The sequence below is a fragment of the Pseudomonas sp. PvP009 genome (genome assembly GCF_017832995.1).
GTDB classification, from domain to species: domain Bacteria; phylum Pseudomonadota; class Gammaproteobacteria; order Pseudomonadales; family Pseudomonadaceae; genus Aquipseudomonas; species Aquipseudomonas syringae.
In genome coordinates this window covers 5,770,246-5,792,610 of the sequence record NZ_JAFIBG010000001.1, presented here as the reverse complement: position 1 = coordinate 5,792,610, position 22,365 = coordinate 5,770,246, and the positions used below count along the sequence as shown (strand labels likewise).

Sequence of the window (22,365 nt, the reverse complement as noted above, 5' to 3'; positions counted from 1 at the left end):
ACCGCAAATAGCTATGGCCTTGCTGAAGGGATCTTCATGAGACGGGTTTCAACAGGCTTGATGGCGATGCTGATCAGCGCGCATTTGATGGCTGCACCACCAAGACCCTCCGCCGATCTCGCCACCTGCACGCGCAGTGCGACGCTGCTGGCGTGCAACGATGCGCACGGCAATAGCTACAGCGTGGCCACCGCCGGATCAACGACCTGGTTGAAGGGTTACGAGGTACTCGACAAGCGCCGCTGGGCGCAGACCAACAGTCGCTATGGCCAGTTGACGTTTTTTACCGGGCTGGCTTCCGACGGCGAAGCCTGGGCAGGCACTGTGCAGCGCGTAGGCTGGACGACAATCACTCGGGTATCCAGCTCAAGCGGTACGCGCAGCAAGATCACCTGCAGCCGCTTGAACGGCTGCCGCTAAGCCGGTCAGACCGGCTGTTCCTGCTTCTGCGCCTGCAGCCAGGCCATGTGCGAATCCACTGGCGGGTTACGCTGGAAATAGCGCTGCAGGCCATCGAACAGGCCATCGGCAACGGCCTGTTGATGACGCGCAGTGACCAGACGCTGACTATCGCGGCTGTTGGAGATGAAACCGGTTTCGACCAGAATCGACGGCACGTCCGGTGATTTGAGAACGGCGAACCCGGCCTGTTCAACGCGCTTCTGATGCAGCGTGGTGATGCCTTCCAGACTGCCCAGGACGGTGTGACCCAGTTGCAGACTGGCCGCAATGGTGGCGTTCATCGACATGTCGAGAATCACCCCGGCAAGCATCGGGTCCTTGTCCTTCAGATTGAGCAGCGACGTGGCACCCAGCAGGTCCGCGCCGTTTTCCCGCTGAGCCATGAAGCGCGCCGTTGCCGACGTTGCACCGCCTTCGGAAAGAGCGAACACCGACGCACCCGATGCCGTCAGACGAGGCGCAGCATCGGCGTGCACGGAAATGAACATGTCGGCGTTGGACTTGTGCGCGAACTCGACACGCTTGCGCAGCGGTACGAAAAAGTCATCGTTGCGCACCAGACGTACGTCGAAGCCTTTCTCGCGCTTCAAGCGTCGGGCCAGCAATTGAGCGATGGAGAGCACCACATCTTTTTCGCGCTCACCCCTCGAACCCACGGCACCAGGATCCTTGCCGCCATGGCCGGCATCGACCACCACCATGATGTCGCGCCCGGTGTGCGCCTTGCTGGTCGGGATCGGTACAGGCACCACCGGCGGCAGCTCAGCCATCTGCACAGGCGCATGGGCCGTGGAACTCATGTCCAGCACCAGCCGATGCCCCTGCCCGCCTTCCGGACCAAGCAGGAAACTGTTGAGCTGTACCGGTGCGGTGAGGTCCAGCACGATGCGCGTGTCGTCGCCCTGGCCGTAGTGCCCGGAGCGAATCGATTTTATGACGGTACGGTCCAGCGCCAACTGGCTGAAGTCGCCGGTCAGCCGTGAACCGCTGACGTCGATGATCAGGCGGTCGGGGGCTGTCAGGGTGAAAGTCTTGTATTGCACCGGGCCGCTCAGGTCGAGGACCAGTCGCAGCTTGTCGTTGGTACGCCAAAGACGGGCGTTACGAATCTGCGTGGCGAAGGCACCCAACGGCAACGTCAGGGCCGCGCTGGCCAGCAGCATATTGAGCAACACTTGGCGTCGGTGCATGGAACGTCTCAAAGAGCAAATTGAGCATCCCGGCTCACGAAGGGTTCATCCACATCATTAGTAACAATATAACATGCAGTTACGAGCGAAAGATGAGGCCCTTCATGAAGATTAAGTCATCTGAAACGCTGCCAGAGGCGACAAAAAATCATCACCTCTAGGCAGCGTGTTCCACGTGGAACATAACTCCATGAATTTGATCAGGTACGCGGGGCGACGTTGCCACATTGGGGCCCCAGCCACACTGCACGGGTGTCCATGCTGCCGTTCTGTTGCTGACCGGTAGCATTGAATGTACCCACAACATTGGTGGTGAACTCACGATCACTCAGGAACTGCGCCTGCCCGGTGCCCTTGGCTTTCGGGCAGCTGAACTGGAAATTCCAGGTCTTGCCGTTGCGCGCAGTAATCTTTTGCGTGCATCCGGATGCCGGGTCAGTCAGCGGAATGTCGTCCGACTGTACTTGCGCCTGAGTCAGGCAAGCCCTCACACCTTTGCCGCCCAGGGTGACGCCCTGCTTCTTCATCATCTGTTCCATCATCGCGCGCTGCTCGGGCGGCAGGTTTTGCAACTGCCCCAGCATCAACTGCATGTCCGGTAGCTGTTGTCCGTCCACTTTCATATTGCTGGACGTCAGCTCCCACAACCCCGGTTGCAGCATCTGCGCCTGAGCCAAAGGAGCCGCCAGACAAAACATCCAAGCCAACATGCGTTTGTTCATTTCAAGATTCCTGATCGGGCATTGCGGATGAAAACGAGACTGGAATAATCCAGCCAAAAGATAAACCTTAGACGGCAGACATGTCGCCCAGTTGCACCCGGAATTAAATAGCGACATTCCTGTTCAGCTGTGGTCTGTTAGGCAGCAAAGGCGAGGAGCATTGTTCCACATGGATTATCACGACCCGTACTTTTTCGGTTACGTCCTGGGTTTCATTCATTTACTCGGTACAGGTGCCGCCATCCATGCATTGCTGACGGTGCGGACTTCCCAAGGCGCCATTGCCTGGGCGATGCCGCTGCTGTTCATTCCCTATTTCACCTTGCTGCCTTACCTGGTGTTCGGCCGAAGCTCATTCGACGCGTACATCAAGGCGCGCCGCCAGGCCAACCAGGAAATGCGGATCGCGATCGGCGACCTCAACTGGCGCCCATGGATGGAAGAAGCTGTGGCTGCGCGTCGATCAGAGGCGTATGCGGCGCTGCGTGCAATGCCCAAGCTGGGCAACATGCCGGCGCTGGCCAACAACAAGGTCAAGTTGCTGATCAATGGCGAGGAAACCTTCGGAGCCATTTTTCAGGCCATCCGTGAAGCGAAAAAGACCATCCTGATTCAGTTCTTCATCATTCATGACGACAAACTCGGCCGCGAACTGCAATCGCTGCTGCTGGAAAAAGCCGCCGAAGGCGTGGCGATCTTTGTACTTTACGACCGCATCGGCAGCCACGCTCTGCCAGGTGCCTATATCGATAAGCTACGCGACGGTGGCGTGCAGATAAAAGCCTTCGCCACACGCGGCGGCTGGCTCAATCGCTTTCAGATCAACTTCCGCAACCACCGCAAGATCGTCGTCGTCGATGGCCTGAAAGGCTATATAGGCGGTCATAACGTGGGTGATGAATACATGGGCCTGAAGCCGCCGCTGGCCCCATGGCGCGATACTCACGTGCAAGTCATCGGCCCGGTGGTCGCCTGCTTGCAGGAGTCGTTCGCTGAGGACTGGTTCTGGGCCACTCGCGAACTGCCACCGCTCAGCCTGCCTGATGAATTTCCCGAAGACGGTGTGCTTTGCCAGTTGCTGACCAGTGGCCCGGCTGATGCGCAGGAAACCTGCTCGCTGTTCTTCGTTGAGGCCATTCATGCGGCCGAAGAACGCGTGTGGATCACCAGCCCCTACTTCATCCCTGACGAAGCCGTCACTGCTGCGCTGACCCTGGCAGTGTTGCGCGGCGTGGACGTGCGCCTGCTGCTGCCGTCGCGCCCCGACCATTACGTGGTGTATGCCGCTTCAAGTCTGTACGCCTTCGATGCTGTGCGTGCCGGAGTGCGGGTATTCCGCTACGAACCGGGCTTCCTGCATCAGAAGGTCGTCCTGGTCGACAACGAGATTACCGCCATCGGCAGCGCCAACCTCGACAACCGCTCGTTCCGCCTTAACTTCGAACTGATGCTGCTGACGGTCGACAGCGACTTCTCCAGCCAGGTGGAATCCATGCTCACCGCCGACTTCAACCTCGCCCGCGAAATCTCCGTGCAGGAAAGCCACGAAACGCGACGCCTGCATCAACTGGGTATGCGTGTGGCGCGGCTGATTTCACCGATTCTGTGAGACCTGTGCTCGCTACGCTGCTTGCCTTGAGGGGCTAAACGGGACGTCACCCATAAATATCCTCACGCGTCAGCGGTAGCCCGGTCTTGCCGTCGGCGAATGGTTTTACGGCGAGTATCTGGTGCAGGTTGATCCAGCCTTTGGTGAATCCATAGGCACAGCCTGCGAGGTACAGCCGCCAGATGCGCAGGGTCTGTTCGGGCACGATGCGCGCGGCTTCGTCTAGCCGGGATTCCAGTCGTGCGCTCCAGTGCTCGAGGGTTTTCGCGTAGTGCGGGCGCAGGCTTTCGACGTCGACCACTTCAAGCCCGGCTTCGCTGATCTGGGCGCTGATCATGGCCAGGTGCGGCAGCTCGCCATTGGGGAAAACATAGCGATCGATGAACTCGCCGGCACCACGCCCGACAGGACGACCGTCGGTATGCCGGGCGGTGATACCGTGATTCATCACCAGGCCGCCCTCCTTCACCGCGCCGAACAGGCGTTGCGCGTACAACGGCAGGTTGGCATGCCCGACGTGCTCGAACATGCCGACACTGACCACCTTGTCGAAGCGCGCATCCTGCGGCAGGTCACGGTAATCGAGCAGTTGCAGGTCGACCTTGTCCTGCAGACCTTCGGCTTGAACCCGCTCGCGAGCCAGCGCCAATTGTTGCTGGCTCAGCGTGATGCCGAAGACCTTCACGCCGTATTCGCGAGCAGCAAAACGCGCCAGCCCGCCCCAGCCGCAGCCGACGTCCAACAGGTACTCACCGCGCTGGAGCCGCAACTTGCGGCACAGGTGGTGGAATTTATCCTGCTGCGCCTGCTCCAGCGATTCGTCGCCGGTCTTGAAATACGCGCAGGAGTAGACCATCTCCCTGTCGAGCCAGAGCTGGTAGAAGTCGTTGGAAACATCGTAGTGATAGGCAATCGAGGCAGCATCAGTGTCTTTGTCATGCTCGACCCGGACCGGATTGCCTGCGCTGTCGTCATCGTCCACCAGCGCGTGGGTCAGTTCATCGCAGACCCGGACCACTTCGCTGATTGAACCCTCCAGCTCCAGCCGTCCCTCCACGAACGCGCTGCCAAGCAGGCCCAGGCTGGGGTGGCTGAAGTCGGAGACCAGTTGCGGATCCTTGACGACTATCGTGACGCTGGGCGAAGGCCCGAGGTCCATCTGATGACCGTCCCAGAGCTTTAGCCGCAACGGCAGATGGAGATTCTGCAGGGCCGTTGGAAGTTGTGTAAGCATTTCAAAATCACCCCCTTATCCAGAAACTCAAAAAAGAGTAATCCAGCAAGGGCCCCGCAAAAGGGCCCGAAAAAGGCATTGGCGACGGCAAAACTGCTATGAATCAACTGCGGGGGAACAGCCCTGTGCCCTCTGATTCGAGCCGAGAGTCAGCCTGAATTTGGATCACACAATGAAACACAGCGCTTAATCTGTAACAGAATTAGTCAAAGCTCAAGCCGTTTGACGCACTGATCATCAGTGCAGGCGTGAGACCTGATGTTGCACACCCACGTCTTCGAGCTTGAGCAATGGCTCCTGAAAGCGCAGCAAACGTCCGGCGTTGCCCAATACCAACAGGGTGCTTAGATTGTGCAGGATAGCTGCGACCATCGCACCCGCAGCACCAAGCAGACCAAAGGCGGCCAGTGCCACGATGGCCAGCGTCCAGCCCAGCCCGATGATGACGTTGACCTGCAGGGTATGACGACACTGGCGGCTGAGTCGCACGCAGGTGCCGAGGCGGCGCAGGTCGCTGCCGATCAGCACGATGTCGGCGGACGCCAGCGCGATATCCGCCCCACCCGCGCCCATCGCCACGCCGACCACGCCCGCCTTCAGGGCCAGCGAATCGTTGACCCCGTCGCCCACCACCATCGGCCGGAACCCTTTGGCAATCTCACCCATGACGCGGTTGAGCTTGTCCTCAGGCAGCGCCTGAGCCTGCACGTCAGCGATGCCGATATCGTGCGCCAGGTTGTCGGCCACGCTCTGCCGATCGCCGGTCAACAGCAACTGTCGCCCCAGGCCCAGGCCACGCAATTCGAACAGTGCCGCCTGGGCTTCGGGTTTGACGCTGTCGGCCAGCAGCAGCCAGGCGAGAAAAACACCGTCCAGCGACAGCCCGGCCAGCGGGCCGTCATGTGCAGGGACGGTAGGCGTGATGATGCCCATCTGCGCGAACAACTCCGGGCGGCCCAGTGCCGCATCACCCTGCCCGGTCGAGGCCACCACCCCCAGACCCTGGCGCTCACGGGTGTCGGTCAACGGCAGCAGCCGGGCGTTGTCCACCAGCCCGGCCAAAGCCCGGCTCACCGGGTGGCTGCTGACCGACCCGAGGCTCGCGGCCAGCTCCAGCAATTGCGGATGCTGTGGACCGTCAGCCTGCACCGACTGCAAGCGCAGTCGGCCATAGGTCAGGGTGCCGGTTTTATCCACAACCAGTGAGTTGAGGTCAGCCAGTTCTTCGAGAAACGCCGAACTGCGGATCAGAATCCCGTGCCGCGCCGCGACCGCAATACCGGCAATGGCAGTGGCCGGGGCCGAAAGCACCAGCGCACAGGGACAGGCTGCGACCAGCACTGCCAGCATCGCCTGGGCATCCTGAGTGATAAACCAGGTGAGCGCCGCGATCAGCAAGACCAGCACCATGTAACTGCCTGCGTAGCGCTCCAGCAGACGCGTGATAGGCGGCTTGGAACGCTCTGCGCTCTGCATCAGCGCGATGACCTTGCCCAGCGTCGACTGATCGCCGATGCGGGTCACTTCAATGCGCAGCAGGCCGTCCAGATTGATGGCGCCACCGAACACCTCGACCCCGACAATGGCTTCCAGCGGGACAGATTCGCCGGTGATCGACGACGTATCCAGACTGGCTTGCCCGGACAGCACCCGACCGTCCGCCGGAACGCGGTCGCCCGCCCGCACCTCCACCTGATCGCCGGCTTTGAGCATCGCGTTATCAACCTCACGCACACTGCCGTCGGCGCTCAGCAAACGGGCCTGGCTGCGGGTCAGGCGTCCCAGCGCTTCGATGGCCTCCTGCGAGCCGATCACACTGCGCTCTTCCAGCACATGACCGAAGATCATGATGATCGGCAGCAAGGCGGCGGTCATCAGGTCACCGGTGGCCCAGGCACCGAGCATCGCCAGCGCGATCAACTGGTCGGTGATGCCGTGCAGGCTCGGATGCCGCAAGCTGTGCCAGCCGGCGCTGATCACCGGTATTGCCACCAACAGTGATGCAGCGCCCAAGAGCAACTGGCTGACACCTTCCTGCTCCGGGGCAAAAAACCGCCAGACCAGTCCCAATCCCAGCAAGCCCAAGGCCAGCATCGCGAGGGTTAGCTGCCGGGCGGCACTGCGCTGTTCTGCGCTGCTCAGCAGACTGCCAGGCGCTTGCGGCTGGTCGGCGTCGTGGGTGTGAACGGCTTCGCCACTCATTGTGGTGCTCCCTGAATGATCAGGCGGGAATCGTCTTTGGGGTCGACCGTGGTCACCGAACCTGCCTGATGCAGAATGGCCGGTACACGTTCACGGTAGAGGCGTTGCATCAGGCCGGGGTCGCTGCGGGTTTCGGCTGATTGGGTCAGGCTGACGACCGTTGCAGTGGCCGCCTGCGCCTTGGCCAGACGCTCGGACGCCTGTGCGTGCGCCACTTGCAGGGTTCGGTCGGCCTGTTGATTGGCGGTCTGGGTCAACTTTTCGGCATCAGTGCGTGCATTGGCCACGGCCTGATCGGCCTGCTGACTGGCCGTCAGCACGGCATTGAACGCATTGACTGCGGAGGTCGGCAGGCTCGACTGCACATCCACCCGAGCGACCTCGACACCGATGCCCATGCCTGTCGCCTTGAGCTCGGCCAGACGCTGATTGATGCCGCGCACCAGATCGCCACGCAGCCGTTCACGTCGCTCGGCAGCCTGGCTGTCAGCACCGATCAGCTCGGGACGGGCAACCAGAATGGTGTCCAGGTCCCGCGCTGCCGTCAGCGCCACAGCGCTGCGATTGACCAGTCGGTCCAGCGCGGGCAATACATGCTCGCCTTGCAACACGAAGGCAGTGGGGTCAGTCACTTTGTAAAACACCGTGACGTCCAGTTGCACCACACCGGCATCGCCAGTCAGCAGAAAACCGGAGCCTGCCAGTGCATCACTCATGGGTGCCGACAGTGTCGCGATTTCATCGGCCTTCAACGCGGCAGGCGAACGCAGCAGGGTTTCCACGCGCCGCTCGATCACCCGATCAGCCGAAGGCAGCAGCACCACCTGTTCGAACGGCTGCGGCCAGGCGACCAGCAATCCTGCGTTCTGAACCCGTTCGATCGCGCCGAAGTGCATGACCACCGCGCGGTTCTGTGGGTCGATCTGGCGCACGTTGGACGTCGCCCAGGCCAGCGCGGCCAGCAGTGTCACGCCATACAGCCCAATAAACGCCAGACGACTCGCCTGCAACCAGGGGCTGTTCACCGGCGGGCGCTGCGCCACGGCTTCGTCGACCGGCTGGCTCATGGCTGCGTTCCGCTCTTGCCATCCAGCGTCGGCGGGCCGTCCACCAGCACGCGGAACGGCGCGGCGTCGGTACGCAGTATCAGACGCGTGCCGGGCGTTACGATGGTGCCCAGCGTGTCCAGCGAGCGCAGCAGGTTGTAGAGCTGCGGCGAGCCCGCATAGGCACGGCCATAGATCTGCGCGGCTTCAACCCGCGACTGTGCTTCAATATCGGCCGCCTTGACCGTGGCATCGGCTTCGACAATCCGTGCGTCGCGCTCGGCGGCCGAACGAATCTGCGCCGCCTCTCGCTTGCCCACGGCGGTGCGCTCGGTGGCGATGGTCTCGCGCTCGGCGCGCATGCGGTCCACGGTAGCGTTGAGCGTCACCGACGGCAGGGTCAGTCGTTCAACGCCGACCTGCAAGACACGCACTCCGTAAGTCGCCAGCAGTTGCTGATCGATCTGCTGGCGCAGCTGATTTTCGAAGGCGGTGATATTCACTTTGCTGGCGTCGGTATTCACCAGGCTGGAGAGGTCGAAACTGCTCGCCGTGGTTTCCAGCGCCGAGCCGACAAAAGTGCGGATCTGCCGCGCCGCTTCGTCGGGCTGGTTCTGTACTGCGCGCATGAAGCGCTGCACGTTGTCGGCGTCGCCCTGCACCTGCCACGCCACGTAGGCCTGAACGATGATGCGCAAGCCATCGCGGGTACCGACGTCCTGCAGACCGCTGGAGGTAGTGCGCAGGCGCAGGTCCACCGGGATGGTCGCCTCGAACGGTGCCGGCCAGCGCCAGTTGAGGCCCGGCTCCAGCAGGACCCGGGACGGGTTGCCGAAGCGCGTGACGACAGTCGCCTCGCCCGAACGCACCTGCACCAGGCTCGCTGCTGCAATCGCAAACGCGATCAGCAGCGCAGCCAGGCTTGCCCGCCGCCAAGGGAACGCTGCCGGGCCGCTGGCGCCATGATGATGGTGATGACCGTGGCCGCCATGGCCGTGGCTGTCATGGCTATCGTGGTCGGCGTGATCGTGATGATGATGGAACAGACTCAAGGGACGACTCCTTACTGAACGGCTTTACGCGGCGCCGTTGGGTCTGCCGGTGGGGTGAAGGTACGCAGGTCGATGGTCGGCGCACTGTCGCCGCCCAGACGATGATCCAGTATCAGCAACTTCGCATTACCCAGGCCCTCGGTCAGTTGGGCCAGGTATTGCTCCAGCAAAAACGCCTGGCCTGCCTTGGCATAGGCCTGACGTTCAGCACTGAAGCGCAGGTCTGCACCCTGTGCGCCGGCCAGAATCTCGCGGGCGGCGGCACTGGCCTGATCACGCGCCACGCTGGCATTGAGCTGCGCCTGATTGGCCTTGTCGCTGGCCGCGCCGCGTTCGCGGGAGATCAGCGCCTGTGCACCGATCTGCGCAGCCTGAACAGCATGATAGGCGTTGGCAGCACCGGCGGGCGGGTGGATGGCTTCAACCACCGTGGCGAGCAATTCGACGCCGCTGTCCAGACGCTGCAAGTCGGCCTGCACGGCCTTGCCGATGTCATCGGCCAGGCCGCTGCGCTGTTCGCCGAGCAGTTCATCCAGCGTGCGCGAAGCAAAATCATGCACCAGCACCCGGCTGGCCGTGCTGCGAATCAAGGCCGGAATGTCAGCGCTGTTATAGGTCGACGCCATGGCTGCGGCATCTGTCAGGCCAATGCGATAGACGAATCGCACGTCCATGTTGACGATCTGAAAGCTCTGCTTGTCGCCGGCACTGCTGGCAATGACCTGGGACTTTTCGTTGATATGGCTGGCATCCCACAGACGGTTGGCGCTGCCCGGTGGCGGGCCTTCGGCCGGGTCCAGCGTCTGCTCGAAGGTGTCGGCGGCAGAAACGCTGGTCGCCAGCTCATGAACCACACCGTTTTCAACCGCCAGCACGCGCCCGAACGGCCAGGGCAAACCCACATGCAGACCGGGACCGAATACATCAACCGGCTTGCCGAAGCGCTCATAAATGCCCCGCCCCTGCATGGGGATTTCATGCACGCCGCTCAGCACCCAGCCCAGCGCTGCGACCACCGCCAGCACCGGCAAAAAGGCGCGACGCATGTAGGTAAAGGCCCAGATCTGGCGCAGATCGATGCCGAAACGGTTGTGCAGTTCGTGCTGCAGGGCAAGCAGCGGGCGCGGCGGCCAGCGCAACAGGTCAGCGATGAAACTGGCGGCCAGCAGGCGCGGTTCGCTACGTGGGTTGCGCGGGCTGAACACCGACAGCACAGCGCGCAGCAGGAACTCCAGCGCCACGCCAAGCGGCAGCAGGCCGATCAACACCGCCAGCCGCGCAGGCCAGACACGCTCTGCACTGGAGAAGAACAGGCACAGCGCGCCAATCAGCAGAACGATGAGCGTCATGCGCACCAGTTGCGCCAGCGCTCCGGCCTCCGGCGACTGACTGTCGGACTCGCTGCTCAACTGTCGCTCTATGACCAGCAGCCCGAACGCCAACAGCAGCATAACGCTGCCGGCCAGGCTACCGGCGGTGGAGAGGTCGGCGCCGGACAGCGCCAGGTTCCAGAAGGCGCGAACGACGATCAACGCCAGCACCGCCCAACCGGCAAGCCACAGGGCCGAGCTGCCCACGTGCCTGACCAGCGATTTGCCGGAGTCACTCAGCCGTTCAAGCAGACGCTCGTACCAGCCGCTCTCGTCGCCAGCAGACAGGTTTTCATCGAGCGTGTCCGCATCCGGCGAACGCAGCGCGCGAGCCCGCCACAGCGCGACATGTCGCGCCGACTGCAAGCCCGCCGTGAGCAGAAACAACGCCGCCGAGGCGTTGCACAGCACCGCCATCCACAAAGAGCCAGGGGAAAACAGATCGATGGACAACGCCAGCAGCAGCCCGAATGCTCCTGCCCCACCGGTCAAATACATCAATCGTCCCAGACGCCGAACCTGTTGCACCGCCATTTGAAAACGCGGCAGGCCTTCAAGGCCTTCGTGCTCATCCAAATCAACCCGCATCACTACCCCGGCACCCGCTTATTTATCGCCCTTTGGAGAGCCCTGCATTGGCATCTGAATGCCAGTGAATCATAGCGTTACGATATAACACGCGGAGTGAAACTTTCGTCAGGACTATTAGCTGAACGAATGTGCGATAGCGGCGCTGCCCAACGGGAAAATCGACCGGAAGTTGTGCAGGTGGCGAGCCCGTGCGTCAGCAAAATGATTGCTGAATATTGCTTGGCAAAAAAGTTTTTAGCGTCGGCCGAAGGCATCGAGTTGATCGGCGCTTCTTGCCCCGATCGTCTGAAAGCCTTGCGCCAAGCGGCGATGCGCTTAATCGATTAGTCTAAAGCGAGGAAAAAAACAGCGTCATAGCCGTCAATACGCCGGATTCATTACCCATGATCGGCGTTTTTTTTTGGCCGATTTCCGAACCGTATCTCGTCTTTGTTATCTGTTGTGGGTAGTTTGCGTTCGGCAAGGAGTCGTTGGCGCGCCATTTTTTGTGCAGGACGCACAGAATTACTCAGAGGCTTCACCTTTATGAATCGCAGAAATCTCCTGAAAGCGTCCATGGCGTTGGCCGCCTACGGCAGCGTATCGGCCTCAGGGCTTTTTGCTGCGCGGGCACTGGCCGCCGCAGCCGATGGCGAGATCGAACACTTCGATTTTGCAGAGTTGCAGGCGCATGCCAAGAAGCTTGCGAGCAAAGGGTATGTGAGCAACAAGCAGGTGCTGCCACCGGTACTTGCGAACATGACGCCGCAGCAATTCAATGCCATCCGCTACGACCCGAATCACTCGCTGTGGAAAGACGTCCACGGCCAGCTCGACGTGCATTTCTTCCACGTCGGCATGGGCTTCAAGACGCCCGTGCGCATGTACAGCGTCGATCCGCAGAGCAAGCAGGCGCGCGAAGTGCACTTCCGCCATGACCTGTTCAACTACGAGAACAGCGGCATCGACAAGAACCAGGTCAAGGGCGACCTGGGCTTTGCCGGTTTCAAGCTGTTCAAGGCGCCTGAAATCGCCATCAATGACGTCGTTTCGTTCCTCGGCGCCAGCTACTTCCGCGCCGTTGACAGCAACAAGCAATACGGCCTCTCGGCCCGCGGCCTGGCCATCGACAGTTACGCCAAGCGTCAGGAAGAATTCCCGGACTTCACCAAGTTCTGGTTTGAAACACCGGACAAGAACGCGACGCGCTTCGTGGTTTACGCACTGCTCGATTCGCCGAGCGCGACCGGTGCCTACCGCTTCGACATCGACTGTCAGGCTGGCCAGGTGGTCATGGAAATCGACGCGCACGTCAATGCGCGTACCGATATCCAGCAACTGGGCATTTCGCCGATGACCAGCATGTTCAGCTGCGGCACTCACGAACGCCGCATGTGCGACACCATCCACCCGCAAATCCACGACTCGGATCGCCTGTCGATGTGGCGTGGCAATGGTGAGTGGATCTGCCGTCCGCTGAACAACCCGGCCAAACCACAATTCAGTGCGTTCTCCGACACCGATCCGAAAGGTTTCGGGCTGGTACAGAGCGATCATGAATTCTCCAGCTATCAGGACACGGTCGTCTGGTACAGCCGCCGTCCAAGCCTGTGGGTCGAGCCGATCACGGCGTGGGGCGAAGGCGAGGTCAGCCTGCTGGAACTGCCGACCACCGGCGAGACGATGGACAACATCGTGGTGTTCTGGACACCGAAGACGCCGGTCAAGGCCGGGGATTCGATGAACTTCGGCTACAAGCTGTTCTGGAGCCCGCTGCCACCGGTGAGCACGCCGCTGGCGCAGGTCCACGCGACGCGTTCAGGCATGGGCGGTTTCCTCGAAGGCTGGGCACCGGGCGAGCACTACCCGACAACCTGGGCACGCCGCTTCGCGGTGGACTTCAACGGCGGCGGTCTGGATCGCCTGCCGGAAGGCACCGGGATCGAACCCATCGTCACGGTCACCCATGGCAAGGTGCAGGACTTCAACATCCTCGTGCTGCCGGACATCAAGGGCTACCGCGTGACCTTCGACTGGGTACCGGACAGCGACTCGGTCGAGCCGGTTGAAATGCGCATGTTCATACGCACTGGCGACCGTACGCTGAGCGAGACCTGGCTCTATCAGTACTTCCCGCCTGCACCGGACAAACGTAAATACCCTTAGTCCGCAGATGGGTGACGCAGAGCGTCAGGAAGGGCATTCCTACGAGCGTGAGGAACGATAAGTGTCTGGGCTGGAGCGTGAGGAACGACAGGGGTTCTCAGGAACATTATCGTGCTCATGCTCCAGCGTGGGCACGCCGTCCTGGACGCTCCGCGTCCTGTCCCGGGCACGGGGCGTGCAACCCATAACCATTAATCCTGACTAATTAATTGACAGTTGCCCCAACTGCGACTGATATACCTGTTGTCATGCCGTTGCGAGCGTCCGCTCCAGACCCCCATCTCCCAAAGCCTGCCTGTGTCGACACGTCCTCGTGATCGTCGGGCGGTAGCTTTGTCCGCGCAATTCCCCTGACGTATTTCACAAGGCAGCCAGCATGGCGTTGAATACTGCGAACGGCGTCGACGCCAGGTCGTCGTTAATGTCCTTTGACAAGTCCACGGTGGTGGTGTGGGTCGCCATCAGCCTGATGCTGGTCGAGACCTTTTCCGGAGCCTTGCGCTTCTACTTCGATCAGGCAGGTCTCAGTCCCCTGCTCTATCTGCCCAAAGCCGCCTGCATCCTGCTGTTTGCGCTCGAACTGCGCACCTTCAGGGCAGGAAGGCTGTTCTGGACATTCATGATTCTGTGGCTGCTTTCCGGGTTGCTGGCCATGCTGCATCGCGCCAGCGTGCACAACCTGGCGTTCAGCCTGTTCGCGCTGAGCCCGCTGGTGTTCGGCCTGGTATGTGGCCGGCACCTGCTGTATCGCCGCAAGCTGTTGTACCGCGCCATTGGCTTCTGCCTGCTGGCTTCGCTGCTGGGGATTGCCCTGGACAAGCTCACCTCCGTGCCATGGAAGGGCTACAGCTACAGCGTCGGTGAAACCCAGTTGAGCGCCAATACCTCATGGAGTGCGGACGAGGTGGATCGCATTGCCGGTTTCGCCAGAGTGTCCAACGTGCTGTCGATCATGATCGCCTTCTACACGCTGTACCTGATCATGTTCCTGCGCTCGCGCCTGATGATGTTATTGCTGAGTGCGGTGGCGCTTTACGCCATCGTGCTGACCACCAGCAAAGCGCCAGCCGCGGCCTTCGCCCTGACCATGGTGCTGCTGTTGTTACGGCGGATGAGCTGGACCTGCAGGACAGTGTGCACCGTGGTGGTAGGCATCGGTCTGCTGTTGCCGGCGCTGGGCCTGATTGTGAGCCCTGATGCCTACGCGGTCAGCAGCGGCGGCTCTCTGGCCTCGCTGTATGACCGCATGATCAACACCTGGCCCGGCCTGATCAATGCGATGAGTCGCGAAGGCTGGATGATCAGCGGCGCAGGCTTCGGCATGGTCGGCAGCACGATGGGGCTGTTTCCGGTGGACGGTGCCGGAGTCTTTCTCGGTATGGACAGCTCCGCCCTGTACCTCTGGGCAATGCTGGGCGTGCTCGGCTTGCTGCTGTATACGCTGCAGATTCCGCTGTTGTTCCGACTGATCGATGATCAGACCCGTGTCGGCCATATGCTGCTGGCAATCAGCTTCTGCTGGTGTCTGATCAGCTGGACCACCGACATGTTCGAGGTCGCTGTCGCCAACCTGTTCATCGGCCTGGCCATTGGTCATGTGATTGCCGGCAGAGAACCGTCTGCGAGCCATGCGCCCGGACTGTCGTCGACTGCACGCTGACCGCCACCCCATCATCACCGCGCTGGCCGCCGACACGTTTCGGCTGATCACCGGCAGCCTCTTCCTCACGATCAGCCAACGGATGGCTTTCTCAAATGGACTTCAGAAAAGACATCAATGGCCTGCGCGCCATCGCAGTGATTGCGGTACTGCTCTTCCACTTTCACCCCGACTGGCTGCCTGGCGGCTTCGCCGGTGTGGATGTGTTTTTCGTGATCTCGGGGTATCTGATCACCGGGATCATCCTGCGCGGCTTGAGGAGCGGTAAGTTCAGGCTGGCGACGTTCTACACGTCACGGGCCAGGCGCATCGTCCCGGCCCTCGCTGCGCTGTGTTTTGCCTTGCTGCTGCTGGGCTGGTTTTCCCTGCTACCGCTGGACTACCGCGCGCTGGGCACACACGTGGCGAGCAGCCTGGGGTTCGTTTCCAATATTGTCTATTGGCGTGAGGCGGGGTATTTCACCGCCAGTGCCCATGAGAAATGGCTGCTGCACACCTGGTCGCTGTCGGTGGAATGGCAGTTCTACCTGCTGTACCCGATCGTGCTGCTGATGCTCAGTCGCTTCGTCGCGCTGCACAACCTGCGCTGGTGGGTACTGGGCGCAAGCCTGACAGGCTTTGTAGCGTGCGTGTCTGCCTCCTCGCAATGGCCGGAGGCGGCGTTTTACCTGCTGCCGACCCGCGCCTGGGAGTTGCTGGCAGGTGGCGTCGCCTGTCTGTTCCCGCTGCAATTGAAGGCCCTGCAGCAGCGCGTTCTGGAACACATCGGACTGACGCTGATCGTGGCCGGTTTCTTTCTGCTGTCCGTGCAGGACACATGGCCGGGTTATCTGGTGCTGATGCCGGTGCTGGGGACGTTCGCGGTGATCGTCGCCGCACGCAACGACTCGCTGCTGACCTGTAACCCGCTGGCCCAATGGACCGGCACACGGTCGTACTCGCTGTACCTTTGGCATTGGCCGGTGGTGGTGTGGATGAATGACGCCGGGTTACTGGGCGAGACCCGCGCAGTGCTGGTGGGCATCGGCATGGCCGTGACGCTGGGTCTGGTCTCATGGTGGCTGATCGAGCAGCCCGCCAGCAGGCCGTCGTCTGATCAGCGCAGCAGATATGCCACGCTCGGCACGCTGATCGCTCTGGTATTCGTGGGCGGAACACTGGTGAGTGCGACTGGCGGTGTGGTATCGCCCCTGCGCCCGGTCAGCGTTTCGGACAAGGCACGTTTCATTCAGGAATACGCTGATCGTCAGCACAACCTGTACGAGCCTTACTGGCTGAAATGTGATGCCTTCTCTGCCCTGACCCAACGCGGCCAATCAGCCATCGACGAAGCCTGCACGCGCAAGCAAGGTGCGGGCGGCGTGTTCCTGTGGGGCGACTCTCACGCGCAGGCGCTGTCGCTCGGCTTGCGTACCTTGCTGACGCACAGCACGCCCTTCTATCAAGTCGCCTCAGCCAGTTGCCGCCCCGCTCTGAGTGACCATCAAGGACGTACCTCTGCGACCAGCAGGGCCTGTGACTACTCCAACAGAACGGCCCTGCAGGGCATCGAAAGGCTGCGTCCGGACATAGTGGTCATCGCGCAGAAGGACGGGCATGACAAGACCGACTGGACGCAGATAGCGATCCGGCTCAAGGGGCTTGGCGTGAAGCATATCGTGCTGATCGGCCCGGTCCCGCAGTGGAACCCGTCGCTGCCCAGCGTCATCGCCAACCGTCATTGGGGGCTGAGCGAATCGCACATCCGCGATCCGGCTCTGGATCAAAGCGTCATGTTGGTGGATCAGGCAACCCGCGCACTGGCCGCATCGGCAGGCATCCAGTTCGTGTCACTGATCGACAAACTGTGCATCGCCGATGCCTGCCGGGTACGCCTGGAAGACAACCGCTCTCTGCTGCAGATCGACTCGGGGCACTTGAGCGCAGAAGGCTCGTTGTACGTGGTGCGCAACTACGTACTGCCGCAGCTGGTGAACTAGTGAGCTGCTGAGTACAAACGTCCTGTTTCTGGAGGCTGTAGCGGCCTCCGGCCAGAGTCAAAAGCGGACTTGTGTATAACGATGAGGGCTCGGCGTGGGCCGTCGATCAGTGCAACTCTTTGAGGCGCTCGGCGAACTTGACGAGGTCGGCGAGGGAATCGGCTTCCATCTTGCGCATCACCGAGCCACGGCGGACCTTGACGGTGATTTCGCTCACGTTCAGCCGGGCTGCAATCTGTTTGTTGAGCAGGCCGCTGACCACCAGTTCCATCACCTGCTGCTCACCGAGATTGAGGCTGGCGTGGCGGCGCTGCAGTTCGGCTTCGACGGCGGCACTCTGGCGCCGGCTGCGATCCTGCGCCAACCCCTGCTGAATGGCGTCGAGCAAGTCCTGATCACGGAAGGGCTTGGTCAGAAACTCCACCGCACCAGCCTTCATGGCTCGCACGGACATGGGAATGTCGCCATGCCCGGTGATGAAAATGACCGGCAAGGAAATCCCCGACCTGGCCATGTGTTCCTGAAAATCCAGGCCACTCATGCCCGGCATGCGGATGTCCAGAATCAGGCAGCCCGGCGCATCAGGGCGCGGGGTGTCCAGAAACTCGCGGGTCGAGCCGAACAGCATGCTGCGCAATCCGACCGAGGCCAGCAGGTCCTCCAGCGAAGAGCGCACCGACAGGTCGTCATCGAGGACGTAGATGATCGGCTCTTCGGTCGGTGAGGCGGTGGCGGCTGTGCTCATCAGGTTTCCATCTTTCCGGTGGGCAGGGTGAAGTGAAACGTAGCACCGATTGCAGGGTTGGGCGTGACCCAGATGCGTCCGCCATGAGCTTCGATGATTGAACGACTGATCGCCAGACCGATCCCCATGCCTTCCTCCTTGGTGGTGTAGAACGCGTCGAACAACCGATGGATGTTTTCCGGCTGCACGCCGATACCACTGTCGCTGACCGCAAATCCGATATCGCCGCCGTCATGCCAGCCCACCCGAATCTCCAGTTGCGCCTGATCCGCCTCGAGCTTTTTCATCGCATCGACGCCGTTGAGCATCAGGTTCAGCAACACTTGCTGGATCTGCACCCGATCAGCCAGCAGCGGCGGCAGGCCCTCCGGAACGTCGACCAGCAGTGCGACGCCCTGCCCCTCTATCTCGCTGTGTGCCAGCGCCACGATCTCGGCAACGGTATCGGCCACGCTGATCCACTCCTTGTGAGTGGACGAACGCTTCGCCAGCGCGCGCACCCGGACGATGATGTCGCCTGCGCGGTTCGCGTCACTGATCATACGGTCGACGGCCTGCCGGGCCTTTTCCAGATTGACCGGCTCGGTGGCCAGCCAGCGCTGGCAGGCATTACCGCTGGTGACAATGGCCGACAGCGGCTGATTGACCTCGTGGGCAATGGACGCCGTCAGTTCACCCAGTTGATTGACCCGTGCGATCCGCGCCAGCTGTGAGCGCGCTTCATGTACCGAGCGGATGGCCAGCGCCATGCGCAGCGCCAGCCAGGTGGTCATGGCAATGGCCGCCAGGCTGATAATGCAATTGATCAGCCCGGACGCCTCACTGCCTCTGGAGGTCGTCATCTCGTAACTGATCACGGTCAGCACCATGCACAGCAATGCCATCGCGATAACGCCTGTGGCCGGCAGGAACCTGACCGCCAGCAGCACCACAACAATCTGGAATACGCCCACGGCGATTTCCAGGTCGGTCAAGGTGTCGGCAACCGCAATGACCAGCGCCAGCATCAGCAACGCGATCAGCCGCACCGCCATAGCGGCCTTGCCGTAGGATTCCGGTTCACGCATGCGCATCATCCCGCTGATTGCAAAAGGGCCGTTGAGTATGTCCTACAAACCTCAGGACGGGTTGTCCAGGCTGAACTGATCGGCCAGTTCGTCATAGGCAAACAACTCCGCGTAGCGCCCCCATTGAATCACTGCGTTGAGGGTCTGCATGGCATCGCTTTCAGACATGAAGTCTTCGAGTTGATCGCGAAAGCGCCGTGCCGGTGCCGTGTGCGTGGGACGATCATCCAGCACCCGCCGAATGTGCGCCACCAGCGGCACGAAGCTCAGCAGGTGCTGGGCGAACAGTTGCTTGCGCTCGTCGACATCCGCCAGCGCATAGCGATTGGCGGCTGGCAGCAGGCGAATGTCGCCGCCCTTCAGTTCAGCGAAGCGCAATAGTTGCAGCACCTCGGCAATCGGGAACAGCTCGTCGGCGTTGTAGTGCAGCGCAGCAGCCAGCTCCGGCAGGTCGGCCTTCAGGCTGTAGGGCGGCGCGTGAATCGCCTCGATCAGCCCGGCCAGTGCGTTGGTGGAAACCTGCGGCAACACCATTCCCAGCCCGGTGCCCGGAAACACGCCCTGACGAATCTCGCCGGCGTCGTTGTCCTGGGTCATCAGCACGTAGATTTCTTCCACCAGCGCCCGGAAGATCGGGTCCTGGCGGTTGCGCGGCTGGGGCAGATCGACCTTTATCTCGCTGATCACCCGCCCAGGATTGGAGGAGAACAGCAGGATGCGGTCGCACATCAGCACGGCTTCGGCGATGTTATGCGTCACCATCAGGATCGACTTGATGGGCATGCGCCCTTCGCTCCACATGTCCAGCAAGTCAGTGCGCAGGGTTTCGGCGGTGAGCACGTCGAGCGCGGAAAACGGCTCGTCCATCAACAGCACGTCAGGATCAATGACCAGCGCGCGCGCCATACCCACACGCTGACGCATGCCTCCGGACAGCTCCTTGGGGTAGGCGCTCTCGAAACCGTCCAGACCGATCAGATCGATGGCCGCCAGTGCGCGCTTGCGGCGTACCGCGGCGGGCACACGTTGCGCTTCGAGGCCGACTTCGACGTTTTCCAGCACGGTCAGCCAGGGAAACAGCGCAAAACTCTGGAACACCATACCCACCGACATCGCCCGCCCTTGCGCACGACGCGGGAAATTCACCTCACCTTCGGTGGGCACCACCAGCCCGGCGATGGAGCGCAGCAGGGTCGACTTGCCCGAACCGGACCGGCCCAGCAGGCCCACTATTTCGTTCTCATTGAGCGTCAGGGTCACGTCATCCAGCACCAGGCGCTCTTTGCTGCCTTTGCCGTACACATGTCGGACTTTCTGAACATCTACCAGGCAACGCGTTTCGACAGCCATCATGATGGCGCCCTCCCCTTACACAAGATCAGACAAGACTCAGACGTCGCTCGGCAAACCCGTACAGCGGGCGCCACAGCAACCGGTTGAACGCAATCACGAAGACCGACATGACCACGATGCCCAGCGCAACGCGCGGAAAGTCACCCGCCTGGGTCGCATTGGCGATGTATGACCCCAGGCCTGCCGCTTCCAGATGCTGATCGCCCCAGGAAACCGCTTCGGCGACGATACTGGCGTTCCACGAACCACCCGACGCGGTCAGCGCACCGGTGATGTAGTAGGGAAACACGCCGGGCAGCGCGACACGGCGCCACCACTGCCAGCCGCGCATGTTGAACATGGTCGCCGCTTCGCGCAGGTCAGTCGGCAAGGCACTGGCCCCGGCGATCACGTTGAACAGGATGTACCACTGGGTGCCGAGCACCATCAGCGGCGACAGCCAGATGTCCGGGTTCAGGTGCAGGCCGACAATCGCGATCACCGCAAACGGAAACAGGACGTTGGCCGGGAACGCCGCCATGAACTGCGCGATTGGCTGCAAGCGTTCAGCCCAGACCGGACGCAAGCCGATCCAGATACCGACGGGCACCCAGATCAGGCTTGCGATGACGATCAGTACGATCACACGCACCATCGTCGCCAAGCCCAGACCAAAGGCCGTGACCATGTCGCTGGCGCCCAGTGACGCCTCGATGAACCTGAACAGGTACACACTGCCAGCCAGGCAGGCAGCCATGACCAGCCCCAGCCACGCGTAGTCGAGCACACGGGCGACGCCTGGTGTGAGCTTCACTTTCCACAGCCGGGAGAACACGCGCCAGTCGATCAGCATCAGGCACTTCCACGGTGCAGCCAGGACCGAACCCAGCATCGGTGCCACACGGGAATGGCCCAGCAGGCTGTACATCCATGAGCGCGGACGCTTCGACGATGCGGTTTGCTCGAAGCGGAATTTGTCCGCCCAGGCGACGATCGGCCTGAACAACAACTGGTCATAGGCCAGAATCACCAGCGCCATTGCGCCCACTGCCCAGGCAATCGCAGCCAGGTTCTTCTGCTCGATGGCCAGCGCCAGCCAGGACCCAATGCCCGGCAGATTGACCGTGGTATCGCCGACCGAAATGGCCTCGCAGGCGACCACGAAAAACCAGCCGCCAGACATCGACATCATCATGTTCCACACCAGCCCCGGAATGGCGAATGGCAGTTCCAGGCGTGTAAAACGCAGTACCGCAGACAGCCCGAACTGACGGCTGACGTCGTTCAGATCACTCGGCACAGTACGCAGTGACTGATAGAAACTGAACGCGAGATTCCAGGCCTGACTGGTGAAGATGGCAAAGATCGCTGCGCATTCGACGCCCATCTGCCGACCGGGAAACAGGCCCATGAAGAAGGTCACGGTGAACGTCAGAAAACCCAGCACCGGCACCGACTGAAGAATATCCAGCGCCGGGATGATCACCTGCTCGGCCTTGCGACTTTTGGCTGCCAGCGTGGCCACTACAAAAGTGAAGATCAATGAAGCGCCCAGCGCGATGAACATACGCAGCGTAGTGCGCAAGGCATATTCGGGCAGGCGCGCCGGGTCGAGGCTCATGGGGCTGGAATTCAGCACGGTCAGCGGCTGCATCATCTGGCCAAGACCATAAATGAACAGGCCAATGAACAGCGTCAGAATGGCCAGGCAAATACTATCGGCCCAATAAGGCGTGCGTGCACCGGGTTTTACGAAACGGGGCGTCCGCAGGCTTTTACCGAATTCAAATATCGAATGCATTGCTCACCTCGAGCCGGCCGCGCAGACGCAGACCCACCCGTTTTATAAGCAAACAGGCAGTCAGCGATAACAGATAAAGGCCGTGAGTTAATAGTTGCCGTACAGTGAGGTAAAGCTTATAGCGTTTCGATCAACCGTAGAAACCTGCAAAAGTAGCT

16 protein-coding genes are annotated in these 22,365 nt (G+C 61.4%); 5 read left to right on the top strand and 11 right to left on the bottom strand.

Translation table 11 applies throughout. The features are described 5' to 3' along the window. Nucleotides 1-36: 36 nt before the first annotated feature. Entirely contained in the window at nucleotides 37-420 is a 384-nt protein-coding gene (locus JOE29_RS24980) for a hypothetical protein (RefSeq protein WP_044313429.1), read from the top strand. Between the two features lie 5 nt (nucleotides 421-425). On the opposite strand, the gene JOE29_RS24975 is transcribed toward JOE29_RS24980, so the two are convergent. Together JOE29_RS24975 and JOE29_RS24970 are read right to left on the bottom strand one after the other, a co-directional pair. Then, nucleotides 426-1,652, bottom strand: a complete 1,227-nt coding sequence (locus JOE29_RS24975) for an N-acetylmuramoyl-L-alanine amidase (RefSeq protein ID WP_103693980.1) — start codon at nucleotides 1,650-1,652, stop codon at nucleotides 426-428. Between the two features lie 200 nt (nucleotides 1,653-1,852). Next, nucleotides 1,853-2,374, bottom strand: coding sequence for a DUF3617 domain-containing protein (locus JOE29_RS24970; RefSeq protein WP_003316040.1), 522 nt, complete (start codon nucleotides 2,372-2,374; stop codon nucleotides 1,853-1,855). A 169-nt stretch (nucleotides 2,375-2,543) separates the two neighbouring features. Between JOE29_RS24970 and cls the strand changes: the two genes are divergently transcribed. Next, entirely contained in the window at nucleotides 2,544-3,983 is a 1,440-nt protein-coding gene (cls, locus tag JOE29_RS24965) for a cardiolipin synthase (protein ID WP_004419280.1), read from the top strand. Nucleotides 3,984-4,029: 46 nt separating this feature from the next. On the opposite strand, the gene cfaB is transcribed toward cls, so the two are convergent. From cfaB to JOE29_RS24940, 5 genes are all read right to left on the bottom strand, one after another. After that, a complete protein-coding gene (cfaB, locus tag JOE29_RS24960) occupies nucleotides 4,030-5,217 on the bottom strand; it encodes a C17 cyclopropane fatty acid synthase CfaB (RefSeq protein WP_122255169.1) in 1,188 nt (395 codons plus the stop codon). 237 nt (nucleotides 5,218-5,454) lie between these two features. Then, nucleotides 5,455-7,419 (bottom strand): heavy metal translocating P-type ATPase, encoded by a 1,965-nt coding sequence (locus tag JOE29_RS24955; RefSeq protein WP_210079976.1) that lies wholly within the window; start codon nucleotides 7,417-7,419, stop codon nucleotides 5,455-5,457. Beyond that, entirely contained in the window at nucleotides 7,416-8,486 is a 1,071-nt protein-coding gene (locus JOE29_RS24950; RefSeq protein WP_016569356.1) for a protease modulator HflK, read from the bottom strand. The genes JOE29_RS24955 and JOE29_RS24950 overlap by 4 nt, the downstream gene beginning before the upstream one ends. Then, on the bottom strand, nucleotides 8,483-9,517 hold the full coding sequence (locus tag JOE29_RS24945) for a protease modulator HflC (RefSeq protein ID WP_044313431.1): 1,035 nt from the start codon (nucleotides 9,515-9,517) through the stop codon (nucleotides 8,483-8,485). The genes JOE29_RS24950 and JOE29_RS24945 overlap by 4 nt, the downstream gene beginning before the upstream one ends. A gap of 11 nt (nucleotides 9,518-9,528) precedes the next feature. Continuing rightward, the gene (locus JOE29_RS24940; RefSeq protein ID WP_210079975.1) at nucleotides 9,529-11,475 is read right to left on the bottom strand and encodes a protease modulator HflK; all 1,947 of its coding nucleotides are present in this window, start codon (nucleotides 11,473-11,475) and stop codon (nucleotides 9,529-9,531) included. 528 nt (nucleotides 11,476-12,003) lie between these two features. On the opposite strand from JOE29_RS24940, the gene JOE29_RS24935 reads away from it, so the two are divergent. The 3 genes from JOE29_RS24935 to JOE29_RS24925 all read left to right on the top strand — a co-directional run bounded on the left by JOE29_RS24935 (nucleotide 12,004) and on the right by JOE29_RS24925 (nucleotide 17,262). Continuing rightward, nucleotides 12,004-13,623, top strand: a complete 1,620-nt coding sequence (locus JOE29_RS24935) for a glucan biosynthesis protein D (protein WP_003316030.1) — start codon at nucleotides 12,004-12,006, stop codon at nucleotides 13,621-13,623. 376 nt (nucleotides 13,624-13,999) lie between these two features. Further along, entirely contained in the window at nucleotides 14,000-15,283 is a 1,284-nt protein-coding gene (locus JOE29_RS24930) for a hypothetical protein (RefSeq protein WP_210079974.1), read from the top strand. 95 nt (nucleotides 15,284-15,378) lie between these two features. Further along, nucleotides 15,379-17,262: an acyltransferase family protein gene (locus JOE29_RS24925; RefSeq protein ID WP_137983680.1), complete on the top strand. Its 1,884-nt coding sequence runs from the start codon at nucleotides 15,379-15,381 to the stop codon at nucleotides 17,260-17,262. 106 nt (nucleotides 17,263-17,368) lie between these two features. Here the strand turns inward: JOE29_RS24925 and JOE29_RS24920 are convergent, their stop codons facing one another. Genes JOE29_RS24920 through JOE29_RS24905 form a run of 4 tightly spaced genes read right to left on the bottom strand, consistent with a single transcriptional unit; the run spans nucleotide 17,369 to nucleotide 22,207 of the window. After that, nucleotides 17,369-18,007 (bottom strand): response regulator transcription factor, encoded by a 639-nt coding sequence (locus JOE29_RS24920; RefSeq protein ID WP_003316027.1) that lies wholly within the window; start codon nucleotides 18,005-18,007, stop codon nucleotides 17,369-17,371. Continuing rightward, complete coding sequence (locus JOE29_RS24915) at nucleotides 18,007-19,074, bottom strand: sensor histidine kinase (protein WP_024665760.1); 1,068 nt, start codon at nucleotides 19,072-19,074, stop codon at nucleotides 18,007-18,009. The genes JOE29_RS24920 and JOE29_RS24915 overlap by 1 nt, the downstream gene beginning before the upstream one ends. A 51-nt stretch (nucleotides 19,075-19,125) precedes the next feature. Next, a complete protein-coding gene (locus JOE29_RS24910) occupies nucleotides 19,126-20,430 on the bottom strand; it encodes a nitrate/sulfonate/bicarbonate ABC transporter ATP-binding protein (RefSeq protein WP_024640682.1) in 1,305 nt (434 codons plus the stop codon). A gap of 22 nt (nucleotides 20,431-20,452) precedes the next feature. Continuing rightward, nucleotides 20,453-22,207, bottom strand: a complete 1,755-nt coding sequence (locus tag JOE29_RS24905; protein WP_210079973.1) for an ABC transporter permease subunit — start codon at nucleotides 22,205-22,207, stop codon at nucleotides 20,453-20,455. Nucleotides 22,208-22,365: the final 158 nt, after the last annotated feature.